This is a genomic window from Spirosoma aerophilum (genome assembly GCF_054782495.1).
Genome location: NZ_BAAGSJ010000013.1, coordinates 2,089,366 through 2,101,815, shown reverse-complemented (window position 1 = coordinate 2,101,815; position 12,450 = coordinate 2,089,366). Strand labels below are relative to the sequence as shown.

General features: G+C 49.9%; 8 protein-coding genes. 7 read left to right on the top strand and 1 reads right to left on the bottom strand.

Annotated features, from left to right (window positions below; all coding sequences use genetic code 11):
- Positions 1–13: 13 nt before the first annotated feature.
- The 7 genes from ACYVK4_RS20090 to ACYVK4_RS20060 all read left to right on the top strand — a co-directional run bounded on the left by ACYVK4_RS20090 (position 14) and on the right by ACYVK4_RS20060 (position 11,437).
- Entirely contained in the window at positions 14–2,722 is a 2,709-nt protein-coding gene (locus ACYVK4_RS20090) for a c-type cytochrome (RefSeq protein ID WP_461129312.1), read from the top strand.
- A 67-nt stretch (positions 2,723–2,789) separates the two neighbouring features.
- Complete coding sequence (locus ACYVK4_RS20085) at positions 2,790–3,569, top strand: 3-keto-disaccharide hydrolase (protein ID WP_461129311.1); 780 nt, start codon at positions 2,790–2,792, stop codon at positions 3,567–3,569.
- Between the two features lie 118 nt (positions 3,570–3,687).
- Positions 3,688–4,749, top strand: a complete 1,062-nt coding sequence (locus ACYVK4_RS20080) for an aldose 1-epimerase family protein (protein ID WP_461129310.1) — start codon at positions 3,688–3,690, stop codon at positions 4,747–4,749.
- Positions 4,750–4,771: 22 nt separating this feature from the next.
- Positions 4,772–5,989, top strand: a complete 1,218-nt coding sequence (locus ACYVK4_RS20075; protein WP_461129309.1) for a class I mannose-6-phosphate isomerase — start codon at positions 4,772–4,774, stop codon at positions 5,987–5,989.
- Positions 5,990–6,117: 128 nt separating this feature from the next.
- Positions 6,118–7,146, top strand: a complete 1,029-nt coding sequence (locus tag ACYVK4_RS20070) for a sugar phosphate isomerase/epimerase family protein (RefSeq protein ID WP_461129308.1) — start codon at positions 6,118–6,120, stop codon at positions 7,144–7,146.
- 89 nt (positions 7,147–7,235) lie between these two features.
- Positions 7,236–8,393 carry a Gfo/Idh/MocA family protein gene (locus tag ACYVK4_RS20065; RefSeq protein ID WP_461129307.1) on the top strand — a complete coding sequence of 386 codons (1,158 nt, stop codon included), beginning with the start codon at positions 7,236–7,238 and terminating at the stop codon, positions 8,391–8,393.
- Positions 8,394–8,635: 242 nt separating this feature from the next.
- The gene (locus ACYVK4_RS20060; protein WP_461129306.1) at positions 8,636–11,437 is read left to right on the top strand and encodes a M14 family metallopeptidase; all 2,802 of its coding nucleotides are present in this window, start codon (positions 8,636–8,638) and stop codon (positions 11,435–11,437) included.
- Between the two features lie 560 nt (positions 11,438–11,997).
- Here the strand turns inward: ACYVK4_RS20060 and ACYVK4_RS20055 are convergent.
- Complete coding sequence (locus tag ACYVK4_RS20055) at positions 11,998–12,450, bottom strand: hypothetical protein (protein WP_461129305.1); 453 nt, start codon at positions 12,448–12,450, stop codon at positions 11,998–12,000.

Here is a 12,450-nt window from a genome sequence, read left to right as displayed (position 1 = left end):
ACTCAATAAAATTATGTTCTTTACCAACAGATCAGCGAAGTTGCTGCTAGCTGTTTCAGCCATTGTTCTGGTTGGAACATCCTGGGTCAACATGAGCGGAGTCACTTCCGAAACGACCAAAGCAGACAACCCCAAACTTGACAAACTGAAACTGCAGCCTGGCTTCAAAGCCGAACATATCTACAGCCCTTCCGACAACAAGCAGGGTTCGTGGGTAGCGATGACGTTTGATGATAAAGGCCGGATGATTACCTCCGATCAGTACGGCTTTTTGTATCGACTGGAGATACCCCCCATCGGCTCAGGGGCGCAGCAGCCAAAGGTGGAGAAGTTGCAGGTTGGCGTTGTTCAGCCCGGCGATACGACAGTCGGCATGGGCTATGCCCAGGGCTTATTGTACGCCTTCAATAGCCTCTATGTGATGGTAAATAACCGGGTGAACCCAAAGTTCAACAAACCTACCGGGTTATACCGTCTTCAGGATACGAACGGCGACGATCAGTTTGAAACCATTACTCTGCTGAAGGAACTGAAAGGGCAGGAGGGCGAACATGGTCCGCACAGTATGAAGCTTTCGCCCGATGGAAAGTCTATATACCTCGTGGCGGGGAATCACGTCGACGTGCCGCAAATGGATGCCTATCGCTTACCACCAAACTGGAAAGAAGACAATCTCTTCCCACAGATAAAGGATCCGCGCGGGCATGCCAACGACCGTATGGCCCCGGGCGGCTGGATCGCTAATATTGACCCGGAGGGAAAGCGGTGGGAACTGATGGGTGCGGGTTTCCGGAATGCCTTCGATATAGCCTTCAATGAAGCAGGCGACATGTTTGCCTATGATTCCGATATGGAGTGGGATTTTGGTCTGCCCTGGTACCGGCCTACCCGCATTTGCCACGTAACCAGTGGTGCCGAATTTGGCTGGCGTACGGGTAATGGGAAATGGTTGCCCGGCAGCCCGGATAATTTGCCACCTCTGTTGAACATTGGACAGGGATCGCCAACGAACCTGATGTACGGCGCCAAGGCGCGTTTCCCGGAACGGTATCGCCAGTCTTTATTTGCCTTTGACTGGAGCTTCGGCATTATTTACTCGATTTACCTCAAACCCAAAGGCTCAACCTACGAAGCCGAACGGGAAGAGTTTATTTCGGGTTCGCCACTGCCATTGACCGATGGTATGTTTGGTCCCGATGGAGCTATGTATTTCCTGACGGGTGGTCGTCGACTGGAGTCGGATTTATACCGGATTACTTATACCGGTACCGAGTCGGTAACACCGGTTGCCAAAACACCCGTTATTACCAAAGAGCACCAATTAAGAACGCAACTGGAGCAATACCATAAGGGCGCTAATCCGGCTGCTTTGGCTGCCGCCTGGCCGAATCTGAATAATCCCGATCGCTTTGTGCGGTATGCCGCCCGGATCGCCGTTGAGCACCAGCCGGTAGCGCAGTGGCAGGATCGGGTATTTGCGGAAACCGACCCCCAGCGCCTGACGCAATCAGCCATTGCACTCGCCCGACACGGCGATCCTACCCAGAAAAGCAAATTGTTGAACGCCCTGGTGTCCATTAAGTATGATCAATTATCGGAGTCGCAGCAATTTGATCTCTGTCGCGCCTTTGAACTGGTCTTCCTGCGGATGGGCATGCCTGAAGGGGCTGATCGGGATAAAGTTATTGCGTACCTCAACCCACGTTATCCCGCCAAAACAGCTCTGCTGAATCGGGGACTTAGCCGGGTGCTGATTTCGCTGGATGCGCCGGGTGTTGTGAATAAAACACTGGCGCTGATGGACATAAAAGATGAGGCAGGCAGCAAAGATTTAGGACTTGAAACCGCAACAGCCTCCTCCGACCTTATCCTTCGTAACCCTCAGTACGGTCTGGATATTGCTAAAATGCTGGAAAAGGTGCCACCGTTACAACAGACGTTCTATGCCGTTATGTTGAGCCGTGCCGATGCTGGCTGGACGCCCGAACTGCGGACCAAGTACTTCACCTGGTTCAATAATGCGTTTAAGTTCCAGGGTGGCCGAAGCTACGTCGGCTTCATTGACAGAGCCCGTAAACTGGCCTTGAATCACGTACCGAAAGAGCAGGTTGAAAAATATAACAAGCTTTCGGGGGCCGATCTGTTGACGGCCAACGGGAACGACTTTGTTATGGATTATGCCCCCAAGGGACCGGGCCGACGCTGGGAGCTGGATAAGGCCGTGGCCGTTATTGATAGCGGACTAGCCGGGCGTAGCTTCGATACCGGGAAAAAGATTTACTCGGCCATTCTTTGCAGCCGTTGCCATTCTATGGGTGGACAGGGGGGCGATATAGGCCCGGATCTGACCCAGCTTGGTACTCGTTTCTCGAATAAAGATATTCTTGAAGCTATTATTCACCCCGATAAAGCTATTTCGGATCAGTATGTGTCTACCATTTTTACACTCAAAAATGGTCAGTCTGTGCTGGGTCGTCTGGTGAATGAGGATAAGGCCAACTACTCGATTTCGCAAAACCCGTTTGCGCCCGACGAGCTTCGGAAGGTTGCTAAAAAAGATGTGGTGTCCAAGAAAAATTCAACCGTTTCGATCATGCTGCCTGGTCTGATTAATAGCCTGAACCCGGACGAACTCAGGGATTTGGTAGCCTACCTGAAATCAGGCGGAAATCAGAATAATGAGGTATATAAAGCGGCTGCTGGCGGAACGAAAGGTAAATAATTAAGTAGCGCGGGTGGGGGCGGCCATTGCCGTGGAAACCCGCGCTACACTTAAAAAATAAACTCTTATGCTTAAAAAAGTGAGGCTCAACTTTATTCAGCTTGGTCTTGTGCTGGCCGTTATTACGGCGGGTAGCATTAATTCGTCATGCGTAGCTCAAAAGAAGAAGAACGGCTTTGTTCAGATTTTCGATGGTAAATCACTCAAAGGATGGGAGGGCGATCCAACCTACTGGCGGGTAGAAAACGGTAATCTGGTTGGAGAGATAACCCCCGCCACATTACTCAAGACCAACAATTTTATCATCTGGCGCGGTGGTGAACCTGGAGATTTTGAATTCAAAGGCGAGTTTAATATTACCGAAGCGGGTAACTCCGGTATTAATTACCGAAGCGAGCAGTTGACCGATGTGCCCTTTGCCCTACGTGGTTATCAGGCCGATATCGATGGCCAAAATCGCTACACAGGACAGAATTACGAAGAACGGAAACGGACAACTCTGGCGTATCGCGGCCAAAAAACAACGATACCGCCCTATACAGGGGAGGCAACACCTGAAGCTGTTCGGGCCAATGTGAAGAGAAATGCATGGGGTGGTTTGACCGTTACCGGCTCGCTGGGTAGTTCAGACTCGCTTAAAACGCTAATCAAGAGTGAAGACTGGAATACATTTCGGCTCGTCATAAAAGGCAATCGATTACAGCACTACATCAACGATGTACTGATGAGTGAAGTCATTGATGAAGATACCGTAAACGGTAAATCGAAAGGCCTTCTGGGCGTTCAGGTACACGTAGGCCCGCCTATGAAAGTTCAGTACCGAAACCTGATGCTGAAGCAGTTGTAATTTGGTTATTGGTTAAGTGGTCAATTGGTGGCGTGGTTAATTGCAGTTACACAATGATGATTCGACCATTAAACCAATTGACTACTCCACCATTTAACCACTTAACTAATAACGAATCTTGACTCAACAATCCTGGACAGACAAAGTATCCAACCCAGCCCAGATTGGCGGCATCGAAACATCCATCCTGGACAACGGTACCGGTCGTGGAACGCGCATTGCCTGGATTAACACCGGCACCGGTCTACGGTACAAAGTGGTTATCGATCGCGCCATGGACATTGCTGATGCATTTTTTAACCAGCATAGTCTGGCCTGGCTCAGTCACACCGGCATTACTCCTCCCGAGCCATTTTCCGACAAAGGAGCCGACTGGCTTCGTACGTTTGGGGGTGGTCTGCTCACCACATGCGGTCTCTCGCACGTGGGTGGGCCAGAACAGGATGCTTATGGCGAACGCGGTCTGCATGGGCAGATCAGCAACTGCCCGGCCGAAATCGAATCCATCATCCAACCCGATCCGCTTAGGGGGCAACTGGAGATGAGCATCACTGGCCGAATCAGGGAAACCAAAATATTTGGTCCCAGTCTCGAGCTGCGCCGGACCATTTCCGGGACACTCGGCCAGCCTTTTATCCGGATTCACGATGAGGTCATCAATCGGGCCAATACCCCTGCGCCACACATGCTGTTGTATCACTTCAATTTCGGTTGGCCGTTGGTGGATGAAGGAACGGATATTATCTGGAAAGGGGACTGGCAGGCACGCGATGGCGGTATCAATGCCGACATTTTTCATGAAGGCAACGACTTTCGGAAGTGCCCGGCCCCGCTGGATTCGCATAGCGGCACCGGTGAAGCCGTAGCGTCCATTGATGCCGCTCCCGACAACTCAGGCCAGTGTAACGCCGGTTTGTACAATGCTAAACTGGGGATGGCCGTAGCCCTTCGCTTCCGGAAGGCCCAACTGCCCTGGCTCATCAACTGGCAGCATTGGGGAAAAGGGGAGTACGTCACCGGTCTTGAACCGACGACCAACCCCCTCATCGGCCAGGCAAAAGCCCGCGAGCAGAACGAACTTTTGTTTCTGGCACCGGGAGAAACACGGCATTATGATCTTGAATTAGAAATTTTACATGAGAAAGTGACAATTGATGACTTTCTTGCCAAACAACTTTAGCTGACTATTAATACACCCTATAATGGAAACAACACCAACACTCAGTGTCATTGAAAAAGCATTAGAACAAGGAAAAGGGGTTTTGCGGCTAACCCCAACCTGGGTACCCCGATCATTTTGTGTGCCGGGCCGTCGAATTAAATTACACCCGGATGATTATTATGTTTTGGGTGGCGAGCGGGGCGGTATCGATGAGCGCTGGTTCTCGTCGACCACACCCGCTAAAAATGGCCCGCTAACGGGCGAAAATGAAGGCTTGAGCCATGTCGTTTTTAACGATAATGGACAGGAGGTTCAGTTCCTGTTAAAAGATGCGGTGAGTGAGTTGAAAGGTGAACTCATTGGTGACCGTTTGTGGAATGAATACGGTGCCTGGCCTATGTATTCCAAGTTTTTCGATAACATGGGGCCGTTACCGCATCACCTGCACCACAACGATGAACAGGCGGCTCTGATTGGCCAGTTGGGCAAACCCGAAGCGTATTATTTCCCCCCACAGGTCAACAACCACGGTGGCGATTTTCCATATACATTCTTTGGTATCGCACCGGGAACGTCGAAAGAACAGATAAAAGAGTGTCTGCAGAACTTCACGAAAGGCGATAACAAAATTACCAACTACTCGTCGGCCTATAGGCTGGAGCCGGGAACGGGTTGGGATGTGCCACCGGGATTACTTCATGCCCCCGGCAGCATGTGTACCTACGAACCGCAGAAAGCGTCGGACGTGTTCGCCATGTATCAGTCGCTGGTGAACGAAGCGATCATTCCGGAAGAGCTGCTATGGAATGGCACACCCAAAGATCGCATTGGCGATTACGACCAACTCATGGAAGCCATCGACTGGGATCTGAACGTCGACCCCCAGATGATGGCAAACCGGTTCATGAGACCCAAACCCGTACGGCCGCTCGAAGAAATGGAAGGCTATGTTGAAACATGGGTTTGCTATAAATCCGATGCTTTCAGCGCCAAAGAGCTTACGGTGCTGCCCGGACAGACTGTGACGATCAAAGACAGCGCAGCTTACGGCCTGATCATGATGCAGGGGCATGGCAAACTGAATGACTGGGACATTGAAACACCAACGATGATCCGGTACGGTCAGTTGACCAATGATGAATTCTTCGTGAGTGAAAAAGCGGCTCTGGAAGGCGTAACCATCGTCAATGCCTCATCGACGGACCCCATTGTCATGCTGAAACACTTCGGGCCCGCCAATCCTGATTTGGTATTATAAATTATTGTTACACGGAGATTCACGGAGGATAAAGGAGATGCACAGAGGTTCCTTTATTTAAGTAAATCTCTGTGCATCTCCTTTCATCTCTGTGTTATAACCTTTCATAAACCATATAACCAACCCCAATGAACGAGAATAACTATCCCAAGCTTCACAACGCCATGTGGCCGGGTGTTGTTGGAAAAGGCCCTGACTCTGAACCCGTTATTGGCTTCGATACCATGCTGGAAATGACAGCTGCGGCCGAAGTAGATGGCGTGAAATTCGATGGCGTTGATCTGGCGCTATTCGAACATATTGATGTCAATATATCGGATGATGAAATCAAAAAGCTGGCTGATAAAGTAGGAGGATATAACCTGAAAATTGGCTCTCTGGTCGCTCCGATATGGGGTGGACCTGCCATGGGAAGTAAGGAGGACCGGGCCAACTTCGTGGAGATGGTGCGGAAATCCTGCCATATTGGTCAAAAATTAACCGAACTCGGCATTCGTCCAAGTGGCGTCGTGCGCATCGACTCGGCCAGCTCTCCTCACGATTGGGACGCCGATCCTGCCGGAAACTCCAAACTAATTGCCCAGACCTTCCGGGAAGCTTGCGATGTGGCCGCTGAGTATGGCGAAAAACTGGCTGCCGAAGGCGAAATCTGCTGGGGTGGTATGCACAGTTGGAAAACGATGCTCGAAACACTCGAAGCTGTGGATCGGCCAAATATGGGTTTTCAAGCCGATATGGCCCACACGCTTTTATACACTATGGGCTATAACCGGGAGCAGGACCGTATTCTGCCCCCCGACTTCGACTGGAGTGACCGGGCTGCTCTGGATGAAGCACTAAAAACACTAACCAAAGCATTACGCCCCTGGACAATCGACTTCCACGTTGCCCAAAACGACGGAACTGTGTTTGGATCAGGTTCGCATGATAAAACGGGTCGTCACTGCCAGGCACTGGACCCAAATGGTAAGCTTGACGTCGTTCATGATGCCGGTTATTGGCTGCGCGATGAAAACGGAGTGCTCACTAAAGCCTTTAAACACATTTGCTGGGATGGTTGTATGTTTCCCAACGCGGTTATGACGAACCAGCAAACCTGGAACGACATTCTGGCCACCATGATCAAGGTTCGTAAAGAACACGGTTGGTACGAGTAGAGACGCAGTTCCTTGCGTCTCTTTGTTGGCAATTAATTGTAGTATAAGGCGTAACGTATGGCGTCTCTACATAAATAACCACCTGAAATATGACACCCAAAAAAGAGATACGAATAGGATTAATAGGTACCGGCTTAATGGGCCGGACGCATTCGAATGGCTATAAACGCATTGGCGACTTCTTCCCTGAACTGGAATACCGTCCGGTTCTGAAAGTGGTTTGTTCGCGGAATGCCGAAAATGTACAAAAGTTCGCCGATCAGTGGGGCTACGAATCAGTGGAAACCGATTGGCGGGCGGTTATTGCCCGTGATGACGTCGACGCTGTCGACATCTGTACGCCCAACGATTCACACGCCGAAATCGCCATTGCTGCAGCTGCAGCCGGCAAAATGATTCTGTGCGAAAAACCCCTCGCCCGTACCGTTGCTGAAGCTCAGCAGATGGTGGAAGCTGTTGAGAAGGCTGGCGTTAAAAATACCGTTTGGTACAACTATCGCCGGGTACCAGCCGTTACGCTGGCCAAACAGATCGTTGATTCAGGTAAACTAGGCAAGATTTTCCACTACCGGGCCAATTTCCTGCAGGACTGGACCATCAGCGCCGACCTGCCGCAGGGTGGCACCGCCCTCTGGCGCCTGGATTCTGATGCGGCCGGGTCTGGAGTAACCGGCGACTTGCTGGCCCACTGTATTGATACCGCTATGTGGATCAACGGAGCCATTACCGATGTATCGGCTGTAACGGAGACATTTATCAAAGAGCGCGTTCACCAGTTGACCGGACAAGTGCAAAAAGTGGGTATCGATGATGCCTGTATATTCCATTGCCACTTCGAAAACGGCTCCCTGGGGCTTTTCGAAGCGACCCGCTATGCTCGCGGACACAAGGCGTTATATACCTTGGAGATCAACGGCGAACACGCGTCTATCCGCTGGGATTTACACGACATGAACCGTCTGGAGTATTTCGATCACTCAGATGATTCGATCGTTCGGGGATGGCGTTCCATTTTAGTAACCGACAGTGATCAGCCTTATATGAAACGGTGGTGGATTCCCGGTACGATTATCGGCTATGAACATACCTTCGTACACCAGGCCGCTGATTTCTTCCAAAGTCTCGAAACTGGAGAGGCCTGTGCGCCAACCTTCCAGGATGCCCTGGAAACCCAGAAAGTTTGTGAGGCTGTTATCGAATCGGCAACGTCGAGGAGCTGGAAGGAAACCGGTGCCAGGAATATATAGTCCGTAAAAGGGCTTACAAAAAAAGTGGATGCAGACTGTGTCCACTTTTTTTGTGCATAAACCTTACGGCTGAGAAATCGGCCAGAATGCCTAATTAACTTTTGCTTTAATGTTAAAGTGCAGTATAAAAAAAGGCACTAATGTGGAAAAATTAGTTATCCTTTGGAATTATAGTGCGGGCGTATGCCCAAAAGTCACTAATTTGGAGGGTCAATACATCGACAACCTGACATACTACTTCTATGATTCAAAAAGTTCTCCATTCCTTCATGTTTGTCCTGCTAATCGGCTTGCCGACGGTACAGGCTCAGACGATTCCCACGCCTAAAGAGCATTTTGGCTTTAACATTGGTGACGATTATCACCTCGCCACCTACACCCAGACCGAAGCCTACTTTAAGAAGCTGGCCGCTTCAGACCGCACTAAACTCACCGACATTGGTCTGACAGAAGAAGGGCGTCATCAGTTTATGATGATTGTTTCTTCTCCCGAAAACCTGAAGAAACTCGATACCTACAAAAGTATATCGCAAAAACTGGCCCGTGCCGAAGGTATTAGCGAAGAGCAGGCTCGTGCACTGTCGGCTGAAGGAAAAGCCATTGTCTGGATTGATGGCGGCTTGCACGCAACTGAGACGGTAGGTACGCACCAACTCATTGAAACGGCTTATCAACTGGTGAGTCGTAAAGACCCCGAAACCCTCAAGATTCTCGATAATGTTGTCATTCTGATGACCCATGCCAATCCGGACGGTCAGGAGATCGTATCGAACTGGTACATGCGCAACCCAACGCCAGAAAAGCGTTCGCTGGATAACTTACCCCGTTTGTATCAGAAGTACGTAGGGCACGACAATAACCGCGATTTCTTTATCATGAACATGAAAGAGTCGCAGAATATTGGTCGCCAGTTGTTTGTGGAATGGATGCCGCAAATCATGTACAACCACCACCAGCGCGGTCCTGCCGGTTCGGTCCTGGCCGGGCCGCCCTACCGTGACCCATTCAATTACGTGTTCGATCCATTGATGATAACCGGTATCGATGCGTTGGGCGCGGCTATGATCAACCGGCTGAACGCCGAGAACAAGCCAGGGTTCACCCGTCTTGGCGGCTCGGTTTTTTCAACCTGGTACAATGGCGGTCTGCGGACAACCACGCACTTTCACAACATGATCGGTCTGCTAACCGAGATCATTGGCAACCCAACCCCTGAAGATGTTCCACTCGTACCCAACCGCCTGATTCCAAATGGAAACACGCCATTCCCGGTCACTCCGCAAAAATGGCATTTCAAGCAGTCGATCGATTATTCCGTATCACTGAACTATGCGACGCTGAATTATGCCGCCCGTCATGCCGACGAATTGCTGTATAACATCTACCGGATGGGTAAGAACTCCATTGAGCGAGGCAGTAAAGACTACTGGACCTTGTCGCCAAAGCGGATTGATGCGATTACGCAGGCGTATCAGGCCGATCAAAAGAAAAACCCGGCAGGGGCTGCGGCAGGTCCGGATCAGTACGGTCTGCTGCCCCGTGGTGGTGGAATGCCCCTTAAGTATTTCGATACGATCATGAAGGCCCCTGTACTGCGCGATCCTCGCGGGTTCATCATTCCGGCTAACCAACCCGACTTTCCAACGGCGGTTAAGTTTGTTAATGCGTTAATAAAGACCGGTATTCAGATTCAGGAGGCTACTGCCGATTTTTCGGTGGCTGGTAAAAAATACCCGGCGGGTTCTTACATCGTAAAGACCGATCAGGCGTTTAGGCCGCACGTCATTGACATGTTCGAACCACAGGATCACCCTAATGATTTTCAATATCCTGGCGGGCCTCCGGTTCGTCCGTATGATGCCGCTGGCTGGACGCTGGCTTTCCAGATGGGCGTACAGTTTGACCGGGTGCTGGATGGCTTCGACGGGCCATTCAAAAAACTGCCTTATGGCGAACTTCAATCCCCTAAAGGGCATGTGGCTGGTTCTGCTGCGGCCGGGTATGTGTTGGGCGCACGGGCTAATAACTCATTCATTGCTGTAAATGATCTGCTCAAATCGGGTGTCGACGTATATCGGCTACCGAACGGCACCGGCGATAAGTCGGGCGTTGAAGCGGGGTCGTTTTTTATTCCAGCCTCGACCAAGGCAAAATCCTTACTGGATAAATCTGTTAGTGATTTAGGTCTTGACGTGATCGGGCTGGCTAAAAAGCCAACAGCTCAAATGAGCAAAGTAACCCCTTTGCGAATTGGGTTGTGGGATACTTACGGTGGATCGATGCCATCGGGCTGGGTGCGTTGGCTGATGGAGCAGTACCATTTTCCGATGCAGTTGATTTATCCACAGGACATCGACGCTGGTGATTTGAAAAAGAAATATGATGTTATTGTCTTCGTGACCCGTGCTATTCCCGCAATGGGGAATGCGGCTGGTGGTCGTGGGGAAGGCGAGTATGGCGGGGGTAGAGAGCCTAAAGCCGAAGAGCTGCCGAGTGAATATCGCCCCTGGTTAGGAAAAATCACGCCCGAGAAGTCGATTCCGCAGCTGAAGAAGTTTATGGAAGCAGGTGGCAACGTTGTCACGATTGGCTCCAGTACAAACCTGGCCTATCACCTCGGTTTACCCGTAAAGAATGCCCTGGTTGAAATGACTGCCAGTGGGCAGGAACGTTCACTGCCAGCGGAGAAATATTACATTCCCGGCAGCATTCTGCAAATTGATCTGGACTCCACGCAGCAAGCAACCTGGGGTATGCCATCAAAAACAGATGTTTATTTCGATGCCAGTCCAGTATTTAAAATCGCTCCCGACGCGATTGCGAAGGGAGAGGTTAAACCGCTGGCATGGTTCTCGACCGCTAAGCCCTTGCGGAGTGGATGGGCATGGGGACAGTCCTATTTACAGGATGGGGTGGCCGCATTTATGGCACCGATTGGCTCCGGTAAACTTCTGGCCTTCGGACCGGAAATTACCTTCCGCGCACAGGCACAAGGTACATTTAAACTCCTGTTCAACCAGCTTTATTCGCTGAAAATGCCTTAAGGATGCTTAGTTAACGTGAATAATGGCTAAATGCAGGTTAGCATTCGTTTAACTGAAGATCAGAATCCAGGCTAGATCAAAAAGATTTAACCTCTGTGTTCTTTGTGCCTCTGTGGTTAAATCTTTTTGATCTAATCGCTGTATAACGTGGGTGATAACTGCGTATAAGCTAGATTTTAAGCTAATCAACCCATTATTCACGTTAGTTAGTGCTGAGTAGTTAATTCAGTGAAGTGGGTATATTGAGCGAAATGAATGGTGGGAAGATGTCGCGGGTTTGTAGAATTTTCCTGTAAACATCTGTCCGCTACGCAGCCATTATTCACGTTGGATAAGTAATCAGAAGACCCTTTCTTACTAGTGCTTAAAACCTGAAAAAGCCTGACAGTCAACTGTCAGGCTTTTTCTTGCGTATTGTTTTATCTTTTTAAGTAATAATAGATAAGCTAACAGGGAATTGGTTAATTGGTTTTCTGCAAACAAATGATTGATTATCAAATTTTTAACCAGTTAACCGCTCCGGAAGCCCGGCATTTGCTTAACTACTACTGCATAAGTGCTTAATTTGAGTTGTTCAGCTTGTTCAAAAGCATTTTGTTGAACATTTGCTCCGTGTTATACAACTCTTTCAGTTGCGCTGGGCTGATAACTTTCAAAAATCGGCTCATGTACTCCTCATCGAGGTCGGCCAGTTTTTGTTTGGTGGCATTCACCTCCCGTAAACCGTCGACCAATTGGTTATCATTCAGGTTTGCACGCGCCGGTTCTTTATTCAGTTGTCGAATTCGCCGGTTCAATTCCTGCTTTTTCGCGTTGTATTCATTATAAACTGCCCAAAATTGGGGAGCCTGATCAGTCGTCAGGTTAAGGCGATTGGTAATAAGTCCAATCTTTGCCGATTCAATTTTCTGGCGTCCGTTGAGATCGTTTTGCGCATAAACGAGTTGAGTCGTCAGCGTCAGGGCAATCATCCAGCCAATCCATGCGTGTTTCATCGCGGTAAAATTAACCAT

Coding starts and splice junctions, on each gene's coding strand:
- ACYVK4_RS20065 (WP_461129307.1), top strand. CDS start 7,236: ATGACACCCAAAAAAGAGATACGAATAGGATTAATAGGTACCGGCTTA.
- ACYVK4_RS20070 (WP_461129308.1), top strand. CDS start 6,118: ATGAACGAGAATAACTATCCCAAGCTTCACAACGCCATGTGGCCGGGT.
- ACYVK4_RS20060 (WP_461129306.1), top strand. CDS start 8,636: ATGATTCAAAAAGTTCTCCATTCCTTCATGTTTGTCCTGCTAATCGGC.
- ACYVK4_RS20055 (WP_461129305.1), bottom strand. CDS start 12,450: ATGGTTAATTTTACCGCGATGAAACACGCATGGATTGGCTGGATGATT.
- ACYVK4_RS20075 (WP_461129309.1), top strand. CDS start 4,772: ATGGAAACAACACCAACACTCAGTGTCATTGAAAAAGCATTAGAACAA.
- ACYVK4_RS20085 (WP_461129311.1), top strand. CDS start 2,790: ATGCTTAAAAAAGTGAGGCTCAACTTTATTCAGCTTGGTCTTGTGCTG.
- ACYVK4_RS20090 (WP_461129312.1), top strand. CDS start 14: ATGTTCTTTACCAACAGATCAGCGAAGTTGCTGCTAGCTGTTTCAGCC.